Origin of the sequence: Blastopirellula sediminis, assembly GCF_020966755.1 — a bacterium.
GTDB lineage: Bacteria > Planctomycetota > Planctomycetia > Pirellulales > Pirellulaceae > Blastopirellula > Blastopirellula sediminis.
Window position 1 is genome coordinate 3121318 of record NZ_JAJKFT010000010.1, and the last position, 19162, is coordinate 3140479.

Consider the following 19162-nt stretch of genomic DNA (forward strand, 5'->3'; position numbering starts at 1 on the left):
TGGCTTCGCATCGCGTGTGGGAAGCCGTACGCAAAATGCGCTTGGATTGCCCAGATGCCGGGAGTATTCTTTCAGTGCGACCCAGAGGGGGCTCCCCTCCGTTTTTCCCGCTCTGGTGCGAGTCGTTTCAAGGATATGAAGCGATGGCAAAGTTGAAACATTCGCTGGACCGATCCGCTGATGTTTCCTGAATGTCAGAGAGTCAGAGGCGAATCAGGTTTCACGCCAGGGAGGACATGGCGCCATGAATCAAGCGGTTAATGCAGTCGTCTACGAAAAGGACGGCGAAACGTACATCTGGACTTTTTCGGCGGAGAATGAACGAGCCGCTCTCGGTTCGATCTGCGAATTCGCTCACCGAAATGATCTTTCGTTGGATTGGGAAGACGCCAATCTGATCTGGCAGCGTATGGGCCAGCAACCAGAGGCGATCCACGTCCGCGATCTGGCGCGGATGCTGACCCACCGGCTTCCCTAGCAGGGCGGGGTATTCTCTTGCGACCCTATCTCAAATAGGGGAGAAAAGCCCCGCGACTCGCTCGGTCACTGTCGTTTTTGCGTCGATCCAGGTAAGATCGAGGAAATCGAACTCTTACCTTTTCGAGGCGATAGTCAGGACTCAGATATGCTGCCGCGGCGCGAGATTTTTCCAAATGTCATTGAGATGAACTTTCAGGCAGGCCACCTCTTGGGCTGCAACGTTTATCTCATCTTCGACGAGAATCAGTGGATCTTGATCGACATCGGCTACGAGGATGTCGTGGATGAGATCATTGAGCTCGTCCGCCAGCTTGATTTTCCGCTATCGCATTGCAAGACGCTGATCGCAACCCACGCCGACGTCGATCACATTCAGGGTCTGGCCAAAGCGAAGCAGACCCTCAGCACGACCGTCACGTCTCATCCGCTGGCGGTCGAACCGCTGCAGCAAGGGGACACGCTGATCACCTTCGCCGAAATCGCCGCACAGAACATCCACCTCGAGATGCCTCCGGTGCAGATCGAGCATCAGGTCAACGACGGCGACGTCATCACCGTCGGCAAGTTGAAGTTGGAAGTCTGGCACACGCCGGGTCATACCGACAGCCAGCTCAGTTTCCGGATGGGGGATTTGCTCTTCTCCGGCGACAACATCTATCGCGACGGATGCGTCGGCGCGATCGACGCGCATCACGGGAGCGACATCCCGGCCTTCATTGAATCGCTGAAGCGAATTCGCGAAAGCGACGTGAAGTGGCTTCTCCCCAGCCATGGTCCGATCTTCAAGAAGGATAATGCGCTGCTCGATAAGACGATCGCTCGTCTCGAGATGTATCAGCATATGGCCGATTTCGGCACTTGCGCCGTCGACTGGCCGCTGATGGATGAATGGGAAGACGAGATCATTGAAGGGAAGGGGCCTCAGTAAGGTTTCCAGCCAGTTGTCGGGGCCGCACAGCGGACCCGACATCGCCACCTCCCATATTCTCTAAGTTGCCGTCTTCGTGATTCGGTCGTATTGTGCCGGTTCTAGCGGATTTTCGTTAAAAGACGGCGCACCCGATTGCCGAAACATACTCCAAGCGGAACCGTCGTCGAGCGTCGGCCGCGCTACGGTTTCGTGGAAGCATATATAGATTTTGGGGGGAAACGATGTTGAAGCGCATCGTCTTGGGACTTATTGTCGCGACAGCATTGCTATCGGCGACCCAATCGGTCGAAGCTCAAGAACGCGCCTTCGGTCGCGTCTGGGGCGGTACCTACGGCACGTATGACTGGGAACGTTTCTATCACTATCCCTACGTCTACTACCCGCAGAACTTCTACGGCGAAGAGTACTACAAGAGCAGCGACAGCCTCTACTATCGCTATCCGGCCGAAATGCGAATCCCGGTCTACAACAAGGGCTGGCAGAACTACTACCCGAACGATCGCTTGTACCACAACGGGCACCACTTCGAGCTCGACGTCTTTTAATCGACGCTCGACGCAACTCGCACAATCGAAAAACGGACGGTCGAAAAGGCTGTCCGTTTTTTTGTGCGCTCGTGGGTCCGCTGTGCGGATCAAGCTGGTTAAAACTTCCGGCAGTACGCTTCGTAGACTTCCACGCTCTTCTCGAGTTGATCGATCGCCAGCCATTCGTCATGCGTATGAGCTTGGGCGATGTCTCCCGGCCCGCATACGACAGTCGGCACGTCTCCTTGGCTGAGGATCGCCCCATCGGTTCCATACGGCACGCCGATCGTCTTAGCGCTGACGCCGCACTTGGCGAGCGTTTCAAGCAAGGAAGAGGCCAGCTCTTGATTATGCGAAGGCGCCAGGCCCGGCGAGATGATGAACGGCGGATTATGTTGGATCCAATCGGGATTGCCAAGCTCTTTCGCGACGAAGTCGATCGCCGCTTGTTGCGCTTCGAGCGGATTGTCGCCGGGCGCCAAGCGACGATCAATCTCGATTACGCAGTGGTCCGGGACCGTGTTCACGCTCACCCCGCCGCTGATGATGCCGACGCTGAGCGTAGGACCGCCGATCAGCGGCGCGACCGTGCCTGGTAAGTTCTCGGCGTGCTTTTCGAGCGCCGTCACGATCCGCGACATTCGGTAGATCGCGTTGGCGCCGATTTTCGGATTGCTGCTATGGGCGGCGACTCCTTGGGCGTGGCACTTCCAGCGAGCGACTCCTTTGTGCGAGACGACGACGTCGAGCAGCGTCGGCTCCGAAACCAGCACCGCCGCCGGCGGTCGCGTGAGCAGTTTCGATTCCCCTTCGCTCCAGCAGCGAGTGATCCGCTTGGCGCCGGAGAATCCATGCTCTTCGTTCACTGCGAGCGCCAAAACGACGGCAGGGCGTTTCTCAGCCGGTAAGTCGCGAAATTTGGAGATCGCCATGAGCATCGCCGCCATCCCCCCTTTGATATCGCACGAGCCGCGGCCGTAGATGCGGCCGTTTTTGATCTCGCCAGCGAAGGGATCGATCGACATGCCGTCGACCGGAACGGTGTCTTGGTGCGCTTCGAGCATCAAAATCGGGCGGTCCGGGGGCAACTTCGCCAGGTCGACGGTCGCGATCAGCAGGTTTTCGCGCTGAGGAGAAACGTGTTGCCGCTCACAGAAAAAGCCCCAGTCGGCGACGTACTGCTGCAGAAACGAGGTCAGGCGCGCCTCGAAATAGATTTCTCCCGCAACGTCGCGTCCCATCGGATTAACGCTCGGGATGCGAACCAATTCTTGCAGTAGCGAGACGACGTCAGACGCCATGGGGGATTCTCTTGAACAAATCGACCGGAAACCATGCGCCTTCATCATATCGAAGCGGCAAGAGAGGGCCAGCCGAGTTGCCGCCGCCGCGTCTATAATGGCGGACGTAACGCGAACCCTTGGACCTGGTTTTTTTTCATGGCGCGACCACGTACCCGACCCGCCAGTTTGTTGGCGCAAATCTTGAACGATCATGCGTATCCAGTCTACGCGATCGATCAAAACCAGCAGTTGGCCTACATCAACGACGCGTGTCGCGCTGCGCTTGGGGAAGAGGCGGACGAATTGCTCGGCATGAAATGTCGCTATCACGCGGCGGGGCAGTTGCCTCCTCGCGACCAGTTGGCGGCCGATCTGGCGCCGCCCCCGGACGTTTTTGCGGGGGGGCGAGCCGAAGTTCCGCTGACGTTGCCGGCCGGCGAAGGGCAAAGCGGCCAGTACAGCGTTCAATTTTCGCCGCTCCAATATGAGGGGGGCGCGTTTGGCGCCCTCGCGATTTGCTATCCGCGAGCCGGGGCAGGGGAGGGGAGTCAGGCCGATCGCCGCCATGATCAGTTGCGCATTTGGCGAAGGAGTTGGCGACAGCGATTCTCGACCAGTCGTCTTGTGGGGGAGAGCGCGGCGATCCGGCGCGTTCGTCGTCAAATCGCCTTGTCCTCGACCTCGCGGTTACCGGTGGTGATCTTCGGGCCGGTCGGCAGCGGGCGTGAGCATACGGCGCGGACCGTTTGTTACGCGCGACATGGCGAAGGAAGCGGGCCGGTGATTTCGATCCGCAGCGAGTTGATGGACGCCGAAATGATTCAAAGCACGGTCCGTTCCTTCGTGCGGCGGTGCGAAGAGGCGGATGACGCTTCGAACGCGTCGTTGATTCTGCTCGACGCCGATCAGTTGCCCGGCGACGCGCAGTCGGAGTTGTTCCATCTGCTCCGTTTGATCGACATGGATTTGCGAATCGTCTCGACCGCGCGGCATTCGTTGTTGGAGCGGGCCGAGCATGGAAAGTTTCGTGAAGACCTCGCCTATCAACTCTCCACGATTGAAATCTCGCTTCCCCCCCTTTGCGATCGACCGGAGGATATCCCGCTGTTGTCGCAGGCGCTGATTGAGCAGCTCAATCTGGAAGGGGCCAGGCAATTGCGCGGGCTGACTGAAGCGGCGGCCGACGCGCTACTCGATTATGACTGGCCTGGCAACATTGATGAGCTGGCCGCCGTGATCGCCGAAGCGGCGGCCGCGACTAGCTCGGTCTGGATCGACGCCGATCAATTGCCGAAAAAAATCCGACATGCGCTCGAAGCGAAGCGTTTTGCCGCAAAGCCGGCCGAGCCGATCGAGTTGGATGCGTTTCTGGCTCAGGTCGAAGAAGAGCTGATCCGCCGCGCCTTAGAGCAGACCAAAGGGAACAAATCGAAGGCGGCTGAGCTGCTGGGGGTCTCCCGAGCACGACTTCATCGCCGACTGGAATCGACCGATTCCGCAGAACCGACCGATGACTGACCGGCGGTCCGGTTGTCATCCCAATCGCCCGAACTTACCATAACTTCCAGTAGTCGAATGACGCCACGATCGACATGCGTGCTGTACGAGACCGATGGTCGTTGGGCCGTCGCCTTACGAAAGGCGGCCGCCGATTTGCCCATTCGGGAAACTCGTAGCCCTGAGCGTTGGCTCGTTCATTTTCGCGAGAGTCCCGCGTCAATCTTGGCGGTTGCGGCGCCGGACGGTTGCGACGCCGTGCGATTTGCCCGCTTGCTCGAAGCGTCGGCACAGCTGCAGCGCAAGTTTCCTGACATGTGCTTGGTGGTGCTGTTGACGGAAGCGGATCGCAGCCTGGCGACCGCCGCCTACGAGGCAGGCGCCGCTTGGGTGCAGGTTGGTCGTTGGCGTCTTGATCCACTTGTTCGGCTGGTGCGACGTCGCCAGGCCATGTTTCCGGATCTCCCTGCGGAAACGCCGATCGAATCGATCTGGCGCAAGCTTCCGTGGGCCGATCCTCCCGAATAATAGAAGAGAGGCTGGAGTTCATTCCTATGTCCGATTCGCAACCGCAAGTCGCCGACGTCATTCGCGCGTTGGAGAAGTTGACCGATCCGCTCTCGGGTCGCCCCGTCACCAAGACCGACCAAGTCAAAGAGATTGATCTGCGCGACGGCGCGTTGACCTTCACGCTCGAACTGACGACCCACTCGGCGCCGTTGTGGGAAGAGACGAAACAAAAGGCGATCGACTTGCTGAAGGCCGAGTTGCCGAGCCTGAAAGAGATCCAAGTCAATCTCGCCGAGTACAAGAGCAAGATTGAAGCGATCGGCCAGGTTGGTTTGACCGTACGCAGCGTGATCGCCGTTGGGTCAGGGAAGGGGGGCGTCGGCAAGAGCACCGTCGCGACGAGTCTCGCGTTCGCGCTGAAAGACGCCGGCGCAAAGGTTGGTTTGCTCGACGCCGACGTCTATGGTCCCAGCGTCCCTCACTTGCTCGGTTTGTCGGGACGTCCGGAACTGATCGCCGAGAAGAAGATCGCGCCGATGGAGCGTGACGGCGTCAAAGTGATGTCGATGGGCTTCCTGGTCGAACCCGATCGCGCCGTCATTTGGCGCGGTCCGATGTTGCATGGCGCGATCACGCAGTTCTTGCGCGATACCGCATGGGGCGAACTCGATTATTTGATCATCGACATGCCTCCCGGTACCGGCGACATCGCGCTGACCCTCAGTCAACTGCTGCCGCTGACCGGGGCGGTCGTCGTCTGCACGCCGCAAGATGTGGCGCTCTTGGATGCGGTCAAAGCGATCGCGATGTTCAACACGGTGAAGATCCCGGTCTTGGGAGTCGTCGAGAACATGAGCGGCTTCATCTGCCCTGACACCGGCAAAGAGTGGGACATCTTTGGCAAAGGGGGGGCGAAGAAGAAAGCGGAAGAGATGAACGTCCCCTTCCTGGGAGACGTGCCGATTACGATCTCGATCCGCGAGAAGGGAGATCAAGGCGCCGCGCCGCAGGTGGTGAAGGACGAATTGACAGCGCCCCACTTTCAGAAGATCTGCCAAAACCTGGTGCGGGGCCTGGCCGAAACCGCCGCCGCGAACCCGCCGATGCCGACGTTGACCGTTTTGTAAGGCCGGTTAGGCAAGATAGGCGAACAAGAAAAGGATAGAGCCGCCATTTGGCGGCTCTTTCTCGTTGTATCGCTTGTGAAAAGCAAGCGATCGACAAATCAGAGAGACTGCGTGGTCCGAGGACTACGTGGTCTTCTTCTTGGCGACCTTCTTCTTCTTCACGGTCTTCTTCGGCGAAGCTTTCTTCGCGACCTTCTTCTTGGCGACCTTTTTCTTAACGGTCTTCTTCGGCGAAGCCTTCTTGGCAACCTTTTTCTTGGTTACCTTTTTGGCGACCTTCTTCTTGGGCGACTTCTTCGCCACTTTCTTGACGGCCTTCTTCGCAACTTTCTTCTTGGTGGCCACGATACGTCCTCCGTTCGTTAGCGCCGTCAGCGTGATTCGTTCATCCGACTTCCTACCATGGAAGAACGGCAATGAACAAAAGCGCCTTCGGCAAAACAAAAATTCCTACGAAGCGTTCTCGTCGCCGTGCAGCTAAGTGAATCGCTTCGCTCTAGCAATTGGCCCATGCTAGACAAAGTTGTTTTAAGTTGTACGCATAATCGGATTTTTTGCAACACGTTTTCCACACAAATTGTTACGCGCTTGAAAGAACTTGAAACTTTTTTACGTCGCGCGACCAAACAATTGAATCGCACGAAGCGCTGCGCAGCGCGCTTGATGAAGAGAAGAATCGCACAAGCGCGCTATCGATCAACGCACATGCGCGCTCGCGCAGCGCATCGTTTAGTAAAGCGAAACGACGCTGCCGCTCTTTAACTGAATCGATGGTTGCGCGCGCTGTTGACGACGTCCCATGATCCAACGTTCATGCGGCGTAATTGCTTGATAGTAAAGGGAATTCGACACTTTCGGTCTCTCTGCAAACGCTTGCGCAGCGCCGCTTAAGTAACAGCGCCACGCCTCTTGCGCATGCGCGCTGCGCAAGTGAATCGGATCAAGTCCGTACCACGTTGGATGCGGTTCAACGAACGCCGCGCCGCACTCTTGCGCTGCCGCGCGCAAGCGCTCATCGACCTCTTCGGCACGCTTCAAAGTGGTCTGCAAATCCATCCGACTGCGCGGGATCAGGAAAGTGCGAAAAAAATAAAACGCGCGAGCATTTAGTCGCCGAACGCGCGCCAAGGGAAGCCCAACCAGCGTGATCTTGGCTTGGAATCCGCATAACCGCGCCAGACATTCATGCACCCAAGCGTTGATCGTATCGACGCTGCGACCATAAAGAATGTCGTTGCCGACGTCGGTCACGACGGCGGTGGTCGTTTGCATCGGCTGCGCTGCGGCGGCGTTCCAAAGTTCGCAGTGCAAGATGCTGGGCAAGCGCCGCATCGCGAAGTAGCTGCTTGATCCAAACGAACGGCCGCGACCGCCGGCGATCATCAGATTCATCCGCGGGCCGAACGATTGATCGGCCAGTTGGATGACGCGGCCAAGCGACTGAGCGACGTTACTCGCGCCGATCACGATCGTGCGATGCGACGTCGGGTCGAGGGTAGGGGAGGGAAGTGCGCTACCAGGGACGTCCGCCAAACGAATTCCCTCCGGAGAGTTGCTGGTAATTCCCCATCGCCATCATCGCGAACATGATCGCCAGAAACGGCGACCGCGTTTGGAGGCCATACAAAACGAGGAGGCCGGCGAATCCGATCGATACGTAAAGCGAATAACGGACGCCGTTGTAAGGAGTAAACCACAGAAAAAGTTCGCGCGCGATCTGTCCGCCGTCGAGCGGGTAGACCGGGACCAGATTCAAGATGCCCCACCAGATGTTGACGTACAAGATGATCATGACGAGCGCACGAACGCCGAAGGTGGCGGCGCCCAAAACTTCTCCTTGACCGGTGAGCAGTTCAAACGCCAACGGCGGACGACCAGAGATGTAACCGGCGCCAATCAAAATCGCGATCGTGAGACCGGCGAACAAGAAGTCGGCGCCAGGTCCAGCGAACGAAATGGCGATTTGCGCCCAGGTCGAATTGTTGACGCGTCGATAGGAATTGCGCGGAGCGAAGCCTTCCGCTTGATAGTGGGCCAGGCCGCCCAGGTGATAGAGCGTGATGCTCGGCGAGTGGCCGAAGTAGCGCATCAGAACTGCGTGCCCCAATTCATGAAGCAGGATCGACAAAAAGATCACCACGACCGCAATGCCAAAGACGCGCGGATCGGCGCTGCCGTAACCTTCTTCGTTGAAGGCCTGGCCGAATTGATAACCGATCAGGCCTGCCATGATCCAAAAGTAAGCGCTGACCCGCACCGGAATTCCGAATGCGTCAAAGTGAATGTCGAAGCTGGTCGGTTGCGGAGCGGTGAGGTTCACGTTGGATCCTGAAGTAACGCGTAAGTGGCTGCTGCCGGAATTTTAGCACGAAGCGAAGAACGACTCGATCCGAAACGAAAAAACGCCGCACATTTCTATGCGGCGTTTCTTTACGTTCAGCTGCGAAAGAGCGTTAGTCGAGCTCTTTGATCATGATGTTCTTCCAGCGAACCTGGGTTCCGTTTTTCGACTTGTCGTTGCCGATCCCGTGAACTTGCAGCGCGATCAGGCCCTTCGGAGTCAGGCCGTCTTTCAGGTCCGCGGCCGGAACGCCGTTGATCCAGGTCTTGATCGAATCGCCGCGGCATTCGATGCGGTAGTGATTCCAGTCGTCCTGCTTGAACGCCTTTTGCGCTTCCGGGTTGTTCTTCAGGTCGTTCAACCAGCCGCGACGCGCTTCGTCGTAGATGCCGCCGCTCCAAGCGCGAGCCGACGGATCGATTTCAACTTGATAACCATGGACGCGATCCTTGGCCATCTTCTTCATTTGACCGCCGCCGAAGTCGACTTCTTTTTCTTCGGCGAAAACCTGGCTGCGGATCTGGATGCCTGAGTTCAGCTTCGGATCGACCTTGAAATCGACTTCCATGATGAAGTCGCCATATTCTTTGTCGGTGCAGAGGAAGGTGTTCGGCGTGTTGAGCGTCGAAGTGCCGACGATTTCGTCTCCTTCGATCGTGTAAGTCGCTTTGCCGCCGTGCTGGGTAAAGCCTTCCAGGTTCTTGCCGTTGAAGAGCGGCTTGAAGCCATCTTTGTCATCGGCCAGCGAGAAAGAGCAGAGAGCCAGGCCAAGCAGGATGGCCGGAACGATTCGCTTCAACATATTGGTTTCCAGAGTAGGGCAGGGGGGTGAATGGGTTGGTGGCTAAAAACTCAGAATAGTTGAGAATCTGTGCATTGTCGATCAGTCCTCTGGTTTTGTACCCCATGATTGACGGTAGGGTCCGTGCCAACCGAAAATAGTCCCCATTTCTTGTGAAACGCCATTTTGCACTTTTGGCAACTATAATGGCCGATTCCCGCCAAATGGACCCCACCACTCATTCACCTCTAGATGGGAGATTCTCGATGAAGCTTCGATTTCGCCAGATTGCCGCCGCGGCGCTTGGACTGTCGGCGTTGTTCGCTGCCGGCCGCCTGCAGGCAGAAGTAAAAGTGCCCGCTTTGTTTACCGATCACATGGTGCTGCAGCGCGATCTGCCGATCGTCGTCTGGGGAAAAGCGGCCAAGGGAGAAGAGGTTACCGTTTCGGTCGCTTCGCTCGAAGGGAAAACGACGGCCGATGATGACGGTCATTGGTCAGTGAAGCTGGGCGAGCTCCCGGCCGGCGGTCCGCATCGCCTGGTGATCAAAGGTCAGAACGAAATCGCGATCGAAGACGTGCTGGTCGGCGAAGTCTGGGTTTGCTCCGGACAATCGAACATGCAGTGGCCTCTCTCGCGCGCCAACGATCATGAGTTGGAAGCGATGACCGCCAAGTTGCCGCAGCTCCGTTTGATCACCGTTCCCAACGTCGCCGCCCAGGCGCCGAAGGATGACTTCAACGGCAAGTGGGAAGTTTGCACGCCGGAAACGGTTCGCGAATTCTCCGCTGTCGGTTACTTCTTCGGTCGTCAGTTGCAACAGACGCTCGACGTGCCGGTCGGTTTGATCGACAACGCGTGGGGCGGTTCGGCCGCTGAAGCGTGGGTTCGTCGCGACCTGCTCGAAGCCGATCCGCGTTACGCCGATATGCTCAAAGGTTGGGACGCTCGCGTCGTCGACTACGAAGCGAAGCTGGCCGAATACAAAACGGCTGCCGCCGCTGCGAAGGGGACTGACAAGAAGCCGGAGCCGCCGAAAGATCCCGGCGTCAACGGTAACCATCGCCCGGCCAACCTTTACAACGGCTGCTTGGCGCCGGTGATCGGTTACGGCATTCGTGGCGCGATCTGGTACCAAGGGGAATCGAACTCGGGTCGTCCCGAAGAGTATGGTCATCTCTTCCCGCTGATGATTCAGAATTGGCGCGACGTCTGGAAGCAGGGAGACTTCCCGTTCTACTGGGTGCAGTTGGCCGACTTCATGGGCGAAAAGCCGGAACCGGCCGAAAGCAACTGGGCCGCTCTGCGCGAATCGCAAACCTTCACGATGGACAAGCTGCCGAACACCGGCGAAGCGGTCATCATCGACATCGGCGAAGGTCGCGACATTCACCCGCGTAACAAGCAAGCCGTTGGCATGCGTTTGGCTCGCATCGCGCTGGCTCGCGACTACGGCATTGACGTTCCGTATCGCAGCCCCCGTTTCAAGAGTTTGGAAGTGAAGGGGGACAAGGCGATCGTCACCTTCGACACCTTCGGCACGCCGCTTTACTCGTTCGACGCTCCGCAGCCGAAAGGTTTTGCGATTGCCGGCGCCGACGGCAAGTATGTCTGGGCCGAAGCCAAATTGGTCGGCGACGACAAGGTCGAGGTCTCGAGCAAAGAGGTCAAGGAGCCGGTCAGCGTTCGTTACGCTTGGGCCGACAACCCGGTCAACACGCTGCAAAACAAAGCGGGCCTGCCGGCCACGCCGTTCCGCAGCGACAAGCCGGCCGAGTAAGCGGCTCGCTGAATGTTGAAATCAGAAACGCTCGCGTCGATCCGACGCGAGCGTTTTTTTATGCGCTCACACTAGCCCGCAGCGCAAGCGAGGGAATGAGTATGGCTAAATGACGAATGTCGAAGCCAGAATGACGAACCCGTCTTCCTTCGTCATTCGAGCTTCGACATTCGTCATTTCATAGAGACCGCATTCCCTCGCTTGCGCTGCGGGCTAGTGTTTGCGTTCCTGCTATAATCGGCCGTTTCCAATTTTGGGCGTCGATTAGGAGCCGCAAGCAGTGAGAGCCGTCGTTCAGCGAGTTTCCTCGGCCAGCGTGCGCGTCGAGGGAGAAGTGGTTGGCCAGATCGACAGGGGGCTGCTCGTCCTGTTAGGCGTTGAGCCTGAAGATGGCGCCGCCGACATCGCTTACATGGCCGACAAGACGGCGAACCTGCGAATCTTTGAAGATGACGCCGGCAAGATGAATCTTTCGGTCGTCGACATCGGCGGTGCGGTCCTGGCCGTCAGTCAGTTCACGCTGCTCGGCGATTGTCGCAAAGGGCGTCGTCCAGGATTCACCGGCGCAGCGCCGCCGGAGTTGGCCAACGCGCTCTATCAAGAATATGTCGCGGCCGTTCGTCAGTTGGGACCGAAGGTCGAAACCGGCATCTTTCGCGCCGACATGAAAGTGTCGCTGGTGAATGATGGACCGGTCACGCTGTTGCTCGATAGCCGCAAGCAGTTCTAACCTGCGTCGGTCGGCGATGGGTTCCGCAGGAAGTGGTCGCGGTATTCGTTCAGCAGTTTCGCGAGCGACTCGGCGCTGCGGCCGTAGTTGTTCGGCAACAGTTCGTCCAAACGGTTCGGCTTTCTCTCGTCTAGCGGCGTCGATGGACGATTAAAGCCGACCATCTCTTGTCCCCACATGCCGGAGTGGCTGACCAGCTCGATCTCGAAGCTCTCGGTCTCGTTCCACGCGACATGGTGCGACGTGAACAAGTAGCAGTAGCGAATCCCGGTCTCATCGATTCGAAGCCAACTGCTGCCGGGCCAGATCTCCATCGTCCCGAGCACGCCGCAGCCGACGAAGAACGCCGCAGCGATATAGCCGATATCTTTGCCGGTCGCGCCCAGTCCAACGCAAAAGAGCGCCAGAACGGTGCTGGCGCTGGTGATCAATATGGCGCGGCGGCCGCTGGGATAAAGCGTAAGCGGGATTTCCATCAGCGCGTGATCGGGAAGGTCAGCGGCTCGGTGGCGATTGCCGGCGTCGGATTGGCCGTTGGCGTTTCTTCCGGCGTCGGATGCAGATGGTAATGCTGCATGAGGAGCGGATCGCCGACCGCCGCCATGATTAGGACCGCCAGCTTCGAGTACGTCGAAATGTTCGACCACATGCTATTGGGGTTCCAGAACTTGATCGCGGTCCCGAATGACTTTTTGAAGTGAGGCGTGATCCCATGCCATTCGACGCTCCATATCTCGTCGAGGATCAAGTGGACCATGAAGCCAAGGAAGACGGCGCTCGCCTTCAATAGTCGCACGTCGAGTCGTTCGCTAGAGACGACCAGGAACGCAAGTAGCGCGACGCTGATCGCAGCCGGGATGCTATGCCACATGCCGCGATGCTTGGTGTATTTTTTGAAGACCTCGGCGACGCCGAAGCGGATCACCATATACATGATGGCGCCGGCCAGCGCGATCTCTTCCGGACCCATGCCGAAGCGACGAAAGCGGTCGATCATCAGCATCGGCGCCATCGCCGCGACGAACGCCGAGATTTCTTTCACCGGGCGACCCGATCCGCTGTCGAGGTCGGGCAAAATGCCGGCGATGCTGCAGAGCCCCGCGGTCAGCATGCAAGTGGTGATCGTCACCGTCTCGCCATTGGCGATTTCCGGCATAAAGACGTAGGCCGCGGCGCCATAACCAATGCCGACGATGGTGCTGGTCGTGATGTGGGTGTTGAAACCGGCCATGAGTCCCCTGCTTCGATCCTTCGAAATCGGTATGCGTCGTCTGGTGATTGGTCGAGTGGCGGTTGTACGCGAAACGGGCGACGCGACGCCAGTCCAATACGTCGACGCTGCTAGCAGCGATGGGAAACTGACCTTCGGACCAGTCCTTTGGCTCGATATACTGCTTCGCCGCGGTGCGCATGTCCGCACCGCAACTGGAACCAATTGAAGTAAGAAGGCGCCGAGCGATGGCGAACGGATACGACGTGTTGATGGTGATTGTGCTGCTCGGGGCGACTGCCTGGGGTTTGTACAAAGGAATGGCGTGGCAATTGGCCTCGTTCGCGTCGATCTTCGCCAGCTACGTTCTGTCGGTGCAGCTGCGCGAGCCGGTCGCTGCGCTCTTTCCGCTCGAAGCTCCCTGGAACAAGCTGGCGGCGATGCTCGCGCTCTACGTCGGCTGCTCGCTGGTCGTCTGGGTTGGTTTTCGACTGATCTCCAAGTCGATCGAAAGCATGAAGCTGAAAGATTTTGATCGTCAGGTCGGCGCTTTGTTGGGCGCGGCCAAAGGCGCGCTGCTTTGCATCATCATTACGATGTTCGCCGTCGCGTTCGCCACCGGTGATCGCCGTCAGGAAATTGTGACTTCCAAGTCGGGCTACTATATCTCCCGCGTCATTGATAAAGCGCAGGCGATCATGCCGCAGGAAGTTCACGCTGCCGTGAAGCCGTACATCGACAACTTCCAGCAGCAGATCGGCGATCAGCCCCCGATTACCACGGCGAATATCCTGCCTGGCGTCGGCCAGGAGCAAACGGCGACGACTGGCGCTCCGGCGACTGGCCAGCAGCCGACCCAGTTCCAGCCGGTCCCGCAAGAGTGGCAACAGACCTGGCAGCAAACCTATGGCCAGCTGAAAGCGGACTACGGTCAGATCCAAGGCGCCGTCGATCAGGCGCTTCAGAATCCGCAGCAATCGGCCCAGCCGTATGTGAACCAGTTCCAGCAGAACCTCCGCGATCAGGTCCAGCGCGAAATCGATCAGCGCTGGGGCGCGGCGTCGCAAGGCTATCAGCAGCAGCCGACGTACTCGCCGCAGCCTGGCTATCAGCAGCCGTATCCTTATCAGCAACAAAACTACGCACCGCAGCCAACCTATCCGCAACAGCCGCAGCAAGGCTACTATCCCCAAGGCTATCTGCCGCAGCCCAATGGCACGCAGTATCCGCGGTACTAATCGCTGGCCATTTTCCTTCTGGGATAGGCCGTTTGAGTCTGCTGAAAATCGCTCGAGTTCTTGGGCGATTTTCCGGTTTCTTGAGGCCTGGGATTTGACGTTCAGAAACCGCTGAAAATCGGTCGGAGCGAGGCAGGGGAGTTGGCCCGGAATTTGGGGGTCAGCGAGGCACGCATTTCGCGCGATTTTTCGACGCGAAATGGCTCTGAAAATCGCGTCGCGAATCTCGCGTGCTCAGCGGCGAATCGCTCGTCGAATTTGTCTGTCGCCCTGGGCGGGTCGGACGCTGCGGAAGCTCGTCTGGCTGACTAGATTCGCGGCCCATTTTTGATCGCGAGACCTTGCCGCGATGCGGTCTCGCGGCCGCTTTAATCTCGATGCAAAAATTGTCCATCCAGGCTCTCAGGGCAGGGAATCGCCGTTTTGGCCCAAATACGTAAAACCCGGTAAAAACAGGCCCTCAACCAAACATAAGAAACATTATCGGACGTTGCGGTGGGGTTCTGGCTGGGGCCGGCTTGGCTGCGAATTGGCTGGGTTCCGGAGGCTTTGCCTGGGCTCCCCTAGCGTCTTGGGGCGGTAGTGGTGAATCTCTTGGCACGCCGCCAGGCGGATCGGAAATGCGGATGCATTTTGGGTGCGCGTCGGCTTCCGTCGCGGGCGGCAAGCGACCGCGCGAGAGCGACGGCTGCGCGATCGAAAATTGGTCTCGGCGAGATTCGTTTTGGGGTCATGTCGGGGATCGATTTTGGGTTCCCAAATCAGTTCGGTTTTGGGGATCGATCTTGTTCGATTTGGGGCGCCCAAGTCGGACCTAATTTGGATCACGTTTGGCTGCCGGAGCCGAGGCTCTGGATGCGGCTTTGGGGGTGACCTTTGAGCGGCCGAAAATTGGGTGCTACTCCCCTGCTCTGTCTTTGGTCTGATCGCCTAGGGTGGAATCGCGTTTCGGTTTCGGGTGGTCTCGCCGTACGTGTTGTTTGCAAGCCGGGCTGGCCGGTTTGCGATTCGTCGTTGACGCTGCGGCAAGCGGTTCTTCTGGCGGAATGCTCTTCGGTGCGCGGATGCCGTGCTGTCGAAATGTCTCTTCATTCGACGTGTGGGCGGCGGATCATTGCAGCTTGGCGTCGCCGCCTGGACGGCGTGAGGTCGCATGGAAAGTTGTGCGGAATAGGCAGGGGGCCGCGGTCCGAAATTTCGTGACGGATTTCGTGGTTGGAAGCCAGGTTCCCGGCGTGACGATCGAGGTGATCTCTTGGGTTGGGAAAGGGGCGCCGGAGAGTTGGAAGGGGGCGGAAATCCGGGGCGGGTTGTCCGTCTGGCGGGAGAGTTGCCAGAGGCGCCGATTGGCCAGATAAAAAATGGGCCCGGCCTGTAGGTTTCAGGCCGGACCCTGGAAGTTGTTGTATTGTGGAAGCTTGCCGGGTTAGGCGGTCGCTTCGGCTGCTTCCCGTTCCAGGAACTCGCCCATCTTGCGGAACTTGTCGTAACGCTGCTGGACCAGCTGGTCAGGCTCGATGCCGTTCAGCTCTTTGAGGGTCTTCAGCAGGTACATCTTCAAGCGAGCCGCCATTTGGCGATGATCGCGATGGGCGCCGCCGAGCGGTTCTTCGATCACGTCGTCGACCACGCCGAACTTCGGCAGGTACTTCGAGGTGAACCGCAGCGCGTCGGCCGCTTTCTCTTTGAACTGGTGGCTCTTCCAGAGAATGCCGGCACAGCCTTCCGGCGAGATGACCGAGTAGTAGGAGTGCTGCAGCATTGCGACGCGATCGCCGACGCCGATGCCAAGCGCGCCGCCGGAGCCGCCTTCGCCGATGACGACGCAGATGACCGGGGTGCGGAGTCGCGACATGGCGAACATCGCATCGGCCACGGCCATCGCCTGGCCGCGTTCTTCAGCGCCGACGCCGGGATAGGCGCCAGGGGTGTCGATGAACGAGATGACCGGGATCTGGTACTTCTCAGCCATCTGCATCTTGGTGATCGCTTTGCGATAACCTTCGGGGTGGGCGCAACCGAAGTAGCACTCGCTCCGTTCCTTCAAGTTGCGACCCTTGAAGTGCCCCATGAACATCACTTTGAAGGCGTCGAGCTTGGCGAAGCCGGTTCGCAGCGCGCGGTCGTCGCCGAACTTCCGGTCGCCGTGCAGTTCGACGAACTCATCGAAGACGAGGTTCAAATAGTCGGCCGACTGCGGGCGCTGTTGATGGCGCGCGACTTCGACCGTTTGCCAGGCCGAGAGGTTCTCGTAGATCGACTTCGTCTTGTCGGCGATTTCGCGCTTCAGCGAACGAATCTCTTCCTGCGTTTCGGCGCTGTCGTCTTTCTTCGCTTCGAGTTCGTGCAGTTGCTTCTCGAGGCGTTCGATCGGCTCTTCAAAGCCGAGGTAAATTCTGGCGGCCATGCGTGGAGTTAACTCCCGTAGGATTGCGTGATTTCAGAACGACGCAGGTGCGCGTTCTTATTTGGTTTCTTCTTCTACCGGAGGGATTTCTTCCGGAGCTTTACGGTCTTTTTCCGCCACCGAAGCCGGCTTCTTGGGCGGAATCTTGTAAATCTTGGTTTGTTGAAACAGTCGCAGCAGCGTCGACATGTCGTCGGGGCGATCTTCTTTCTTCTTCGCCATCATGCGGCCGACCAACGTCGAAAACTCGTCGGTCACGTTGGGATTGGCGGCGAGCAGCGACGGAATCTGTCCGCGGAGGTGTTTGTCGAGCAAGTGGTCGGCGCTGGTCGCCGTGTAGGGGAGCTTGCCGCTCATCAGCTCGAAGATGGTGCAGCCGAGGCTGTACAAGTCGGCGCGACCGTCGAGCGCTTCGCCCTTGATCTGCTCCGGCGACATGTAGCTGCGCGTTCCTTGGATCTTCGAGCCGCCAAACCACTTGGAGATGCCGGATCGTTTCTTCTCGGCGATCGAGAAGTCGATCAGCTTGATGTTTCCTTCGTAGTCGAGCAGGAAGTTGTCTGGCTTCACGTCGCGATGGATCCACCCCAGTTTGTGAATGTAGCCGAGAGCGGTGGCCGCATCCTCAATGATCTTGGGGGTCCAATAAGCGAGGTTGTCTCCATCTTCTCGCAGCGCCATTTTCATATTGCGCGAGATGCCGCATTCCATGGTGATGTAAGGAATGTCGCGATGGATGTTGAATTCGTAAATGTGAATGACCAGCGGATGGTCAAAGTTGTGGCCGACGTCGTATTCGTGCTTGAGCGCCTGGATCTGCTCTTTGTCTTTGCAGAACTTATCGTGCAGCGCTTTGAGCGCCACGCGGCGTCGGTCCAAGTCGTTGATCGCTTCCCACACTTGGCATGTCTGGCTAGCGCGTAGCATTCGCACTAAGCGATAAGAGCCAATGTAGTTACGGCCTGCTGTAGCCACTCGCAGTCACCTAACGTCGACGGGGCGACGATCTTCTATGTTCCGGGGGCAGAGCGCAACTGGCCGCGCTCCACACGAAAAGTCCGTCAATTCTACCCTAATCGCTACAATTTCAAAAGAGCGAGCTGGGGTGCGGCTTTCGCGGTCAGAAAAAGACAAGTCGTTGTCGGAAAAGCCTTTAGGGCTTATCGGCCAACACCTGCTCGTAGGTCTTGCGAATCTCGGCCGTCATGTGCCGATGGGGAAAAACCTGGGCGGCACGGCGGCGACCTTCTTCTCCCAGGCGCTGTCGCAGCGCGGCGTCGCTGGCCAGGCGAATCAGCGCGTCGGCCAGTCGGTCGACATCTTTGGGGGGGATTAGCTCGCCGGTTTCGTCCGTGACGACCACTTCCCGGGCTCCATCGACGTCAAAACTGACCGCCGGTTTGCCGGAAAGAAGGGCCTGCGGCAACGCCCGGGCGAGTCCTTCCCGTAGGCTGGCATGCACCAGAATATCCATCGCGCCGCAGTACCGCGGGATCTCGGTCGGCGGGACGAGGCCGACCAACTGGAAGTAGTCGGTCAGTCCGGCCGCATTAATCTCTTCCACATACTTGTCGTGCAGTAGTCCGTCGCCGATCCAGAGAAAGCGGACATTGGGGACCGCATCGATCACCCGCCGCGCGGCGGCCAGGACATACTCGTGCCCTTTCAGGTGAAACAGTCGCGCGATCTTGCCGATGACTACATGCTCGTCGCTGTAGCCCAGCTTCTGGCGCATCTCGTCGCGCCACTGGCCTGACTCGAGAAACGGCTCGACTTCCATGCCGCTATAGATGGTGACGAACTTCTCGCGCGGCGCGACTTTGGCGTCGACCATCAGGTCGGTCATCGCATCGGCGACGCAGATCATTTTGTGACAACGCTTCGCGGCGTAACGCTCGCAAGCGATGAAAAAGTTACGCGCCGCCGCCGACTGGTACGGATGGAAAGGGGCGCCATGGACGGTGTGGATCACCGCCGGCACGCGTAACGATGTCGCTGCAATCCGGCCGAGCATGCCCCCCTTCGCGCTATGCGTATGCACGACGTCAGGGCGAAAGTCGCGGAGGATCTTTTTGATCTCGTAGTAGCCGCGGAGGTCGTCCCACGGGTAGATGTTGCGAACCAGGTGCGGCGCGAGTGCGACCGGAACCTGGTGTTCGGTTCGATCGAGGAGCGTCCCTTCTCGTCCCGGCGAAGGACCGGTGATCAGCAGAACGTCATCCCCAAAATCGCGGATCAGGTCCTGGCAGTTGTAGAGCGTGTTCTCTTGCGCGCCGCCGACGATCATGCGCGTAATGACGTGCGCGATGCGCATGGAAC

Annotated in this window: 19 protein-coding genes; 9 read left to right on the forward strand and 10 right to left on the reverse strand. The window is 58.6% G+C overall.

Features of this window, described 5'->3' with window-relative positions:
* Nucleotides 1-244: 244 nt before the first annotated feature.
* The 3 genes from LOC68_RS24385 to LOC68_RS24395 all read left to right on the forward strand — a co-directional run bounded on the left by LOC68_RS24385 (nucleotide 245) and on the right by LOC68_RS24395 (nucleotide 1956).
* Nucleotides 245-478: a hypothetical protein gene (locus tag LOC68_RS24385; RefSeq protein ID WP_230223704.1), complete on the forward strand. Its 234-nt coding sequence runs from the start codon at nucleotides 245-247 to the stop codon at nucleotides 476-478.
* A gap of 147 nt (nucleotides 479-625) precedes the next feature.
* Complete coding sequence (locus LOC68_RS24390) at nucleotides 626-1408, forward strand: MBL fold metallo-hydrolase (protein WP_230223712.1); 783 nt, start codon at nucleotides 626-628, stop codon at nucleotides 1406-1408.
* Between the two features lie 224 nt (nucleotides 1409-1632).
* Entirely contained in the window at nucleotides 1633-1956 is a 324-nt protein-coding gene (locus LOC68_RS24395) for a calmodulin-binding protein (protein WP_230223714.1), read from the forward strand.
* 98 nt (nucleotides 1957-2054) lie between these two features.
* Here the strand turns inward: LOC68_RS24395 and LOC68_RS24400 are convergent, their stop codons facing one another.
* Nucleotides 2055-3239: a M20 family metallopeptidase gene (locus tag LOC68_RS24400; protein ID WP_230223716.1), complete on the reverse strand. Its 1185-nt coding sequence runs from the start codon at nucleotides 3237-3239 to the stop codon at nucleotides 2055-2057.
* Nucleotides 3240-3422: 183 nt separating this feature from the next.
* Here LOC68_RS24400 and LOC68_RS24405 point away from each other — a divergent pair, with 183 nt between their 5' ends.
* Genes LOC68_RS24405 through LOC68_RS24415 form a run of 3 tightly spaced genes read left to right on the forward strand, consistent with a single transcriptional unit; the run spans nucleotide 3423 to nucleotide 6355 of the window.
* Nucleotides 3423-4739: a helix-turn-helix domain-containing protein gene (locus tag LOC68_RS24405; protein WP_230223724.1), complete on the forward strand. Its 1317-nt coding sequence runs from the start codon at nucleotides 3423-3425 to the stop codon at nucleotides 4737-4739.
* 57 nt (nucleotides 4740-4796) lie between these two features.
* The gene (locus LOC68_RS24410; protein WP_230223726.1) at nucleotides 4797-5246 is read left to right on the forward strand and encodes a hypothetical protein; all 450 of its coding nucleotides are present in this window, start codon (nucleotides 4797-4799) and stop codon (nucleotides 5244-5246) included.
* Nucleotides 5247-5272: 26 nt separating this feature from the next.
* Nucleotides 5273-6355, forward strand: a complete 1083-nt coding sequence (locus LOC68_RS24415; protein ID WP_230223728.1) for an Mrp/NBP35 family ATP-binding protein — start codon at nucleotides 5273-5275, stop codon at nucleotides 6353-6355.
* Between the two features lie 123 nt (nucleotides 6356-6478).
* Here LOC68_RS24415 and LOC68_RS24420 read toward each other — a convergent pair whose 3' ends face one another.
* From LOC68_RS24420 to LOC68_RS24435, 4 genes are all read right to left on the reverse strand, one after another.
* Nucleotides 6479-6700, reverse strand: coding sequence for a hypothetical protein (locus LOC68_RS24420; protein WP_230223730.1), 222 nt, complete (start codon nucleotides 6698-6700; stop codon nucleotides 6479-6481).
* Between the two features lie 384 nt (nucleotides 6701-7084).
* Nucleotides 7085-7888, reverse strand: a complete 804-nt coding sequence (locus LOC68_RS24425) for a hypothetical protein (RefSeq protein ID WP_230223732.1) — start codon at nucleotides 7886-7888, stop codon at nucleotides 7085-7087.
* Entirely contained in the window at nucleotides 7869-8675 is an 807-nt protein-coding gene (locus tag LOC68_RS24430) for a site-2 protease family protein (RefSeq protein ID WP_230223735.1), read from the reverse strand. The genes LOC68_RS24425 and LOC68_RS24430 overlap by 20 nt, the downstream gene beginning before the upstream one ends.
* 133 nt (nucleotides 8676-8808) lie before the next feature.
* The gene (locus LOC68_RS24435; protein ID WP_230223737.1) at nucleotides 8809-9498 is read right to left on the reverse strand and encodes a 3-keto-disaccharide hydrolase; all 690 of its coding nucleotides are present in this window, start codon (nucleotides 9496-9498) and stop codon (nucleotides 8809-8811) included.
* A 245-nt stretch (nucleotides 9499-9743) separates the two neighbouring features.
* Here LOC68_RS24435 and LOC68_RS24440 point away from each other — a divergent pair, with 245 nt between their 5' ends.
* Together LOC68_RS24440 and dtd are read left to right on the forward strand one after the other, a co-directional pair.
* Nucleotides 9744-11258 carry a sialate O-acetylesterase gene (locus tag LOC68_RS24440; protein WP_230223738.1) on the forward strand — a complete coding sequence of 505 codons (1515 nt, stop codon included), beginning with the start codon at nucleotides 9744-9746 and terminating at the stop codon, nucleotides 11256-11258.
* Between the two features lie 280 nt (nucleotides 11259-11538).
* Nucleotides 11539-11988, forward strand: coding sequence for a D-aminoacyl-tRNA deacylase (dtd, locus tag LOC68_RS24445; protein ID WP_230223740.1), 450 nt, complete (start codon nucleotides 11539-11541; stop codon nucleotides 11986-11988).
* Here dtd and LOC68_RS24450 read toward each other — a convergent pair.
* Together LOC68_RS24450 and LOC68_RS24455 are read right to left on the reverse strand one after the other, a co-directional pair.
* Nucleotides 11985-12464 (reverse strand): hypothetical protein, encoded by a 480-nt coding sequence (locus LOC68_RS24450; protein ID WP_230223741.1) that lies wholly within the window; start codon nucleotides 12462-12464, stop codon nucleotides 11985-11987. The two genes, dtd and LOC68_RS24450, sit on opposite strands and share 4 nt — an antisense overlap.
* The gene (locus tag LOC68_RS24455) at nucleotides 12464-13219 is read right to left on the reverse strand and encodes a metal-dependent hydrolase (RefSeq protein ID WP_230223743.1); all 756 of its coding nucleotides are present in this window, start codon (nucleotides 13217-13219) and stop codon (nucleotides 12464-12466) included. The genes LOC68_RS24450 and LOC68_RS24455 overlap by 1 nt, the downstream gene beginning before the upstream one ends.
* 227 nt (nucleotides 13220-13446) lie before the next feature.
* On the opposite strand from LOC68_RS24455, the gene LOC68_RS24460 reads away from it, so the two are divergent.
* Nucleotides 13447-14436 carry a CvpA family protein gene (locus LOC68_RS24460; RefSeq protein WP_230223745.1) on the forward strand — a complete coding sequence of 330 codons (990 nt, stop codon included), beginning with the start codon at nucleotides 13447-13449 and terminating at the stop codon, nucleotides 14434-14436.
* Between the two features lie 1426 nt (nucleotides 14437-15862).
* On the opposite strand, the gene LOC68_RS24465 is transcribed toward LOC68_RS24460, so the two are convergent.
* The 3 genes from LOC68_RS24465 to LOC68_RS24475 all read right to left on the reverse strand — a co-directional run bounded on the left by LOC68_RS24465 (nucleotide 15863) and on the right by LOC68_RS24475 (nucleotide 19157).
* On the reverse strand, nucleotides 15863-16843 hold the full coding sequence (locus LOC68_RS24465) for an acetyl-CoA carboxylase carboxyltransferase subunit alpha (protein ID WP_230223746.1): 981 nt from the start codon (nucleotides 16841-16843) through the stop codon (nucleotides 15863-15865).
* Nucleotides 16844-16900: 57 nt separating this feature from the next.
* Nucleotides 16901-17770 (reverse strand): serine/threonine protein kinase, encoded by an 870-nt coding sequence (locus LOC68_RS24470; RefSeq protein WP_230223748.1) that lies wholly within the window; start codon nucleotides 17768-17770, stop codon nucleotides 16901-16903.
* A gap of 226 nt (nucleotides 17771-17996) precedes the next feature.
* Nucleotides 17997-19157 (reverse strand): glycosyltransferase family 4 protein, encoded by a 1161-nt coding sequence (locus LOC68_RS24475; RefSeq protein WP_230223750.1) that lies wholly within the window; start codon nucleotides 19155-19157, stop codon nucleotides 17997-17999.
* Between the last annotated feature and the right edge of the window lie 5 nt (nucleotides 19158-19162).

Coding starts and splice junctions, on each gene's coding strand:
- LOC68_RS24465 (WP_230223746.1), bottom strand. CDS start 16,843: ATGGCCGCCAGAATTTACCTCGGCTTTGAAGAGCCGATCGAACGCCTC.
- LOC68_RS24415 (WP_230223728.1), top strand. CDS start 5,273: ATGTCCGATTCGCAACCGCAAGTCGCCGACGTCATTCGCGCGTTGGAG.
- LOC68_RS24440 (WP_230223738.1), top strand. CDS start 9,744: ATGAAGCTTCGATTTCGCCAGATTGCCGCCGCGGCGCTTGGACTGTCG.
- LOC68_RS24470 (WP_230223748.1), bottom strand. CDS start 17,770: ATGCTACGCGCTAGCCAGACATGCCAAGTGTGGGAAGCGATCAACGAC.
- LOC68_RS24460 (WP_230223745.1), top strand. CDS start 13,447: ATGGCGAACGGATACGACGTGTTGATGGTGATTGTGCTGCTCGGGGCG.
- LOC68_RS24410 (WP_230223726.1), top strand. CDS start 4,797: ATGACGCCACGATCGACATGCGTGCTGTACGAGACCGATGGTCGTTGG.
- LOC68_RS24395 (WP_230223714.1), top strand. CDS start 1,633: ATGTTGAAGCGCATCGTCTTGGGACTTATTGTCGCGACAGCATTGCTA.
- LOC68_RS24455 (WP_230223743.1), bottom strand. CDS start 13,219: ATGGCCGGTTTCAACACCCACATCACGACCAGCACCATCGTCGGCATT.
- LOC68_RS24475 (WP_230223750.1), bottom strand. CDS start 19,157: ATGCGCATCGCGCACGTCATTACGCGCATGATCGTCGGCGGCGCGCAA.
- LOC68_RS24435 (WP_230223737.1), bottom strand. CDS start 9,498: ATGTTGAAGCGAATCGTTCCGGCCATCCTGCTTGGCCTGGCTCTCTGC.
- LOC68_RS24390 (WP_230223712.1), top strand. CDS start 626: ATGCTGCCGCGGCGCGAGATTTTTCCAAATGTCATTGAGATGAACTTT.
- LOC68_RS24450 (WP_230223741.1), bottom strand. CDS start 12,464: ATGGAAATCCCGCTTACGCTTTATCCCAGCGGCCGCCGCGCCATATTG.
- LOC68_RS24385 (WP_230223704.1), top strand. CDS start 245: ATGAATCAAGCGGTTAATGCAGTCGTCTACGAAAAGGACGGCGAAACG.
- LOC68_RS24400 (WP_230223716.1), bottom strand. CDS start 3,239: ATGGCGTCTGACGTCGTCTCGCTACTGCAAGAATTGGTTCGCATCCCG.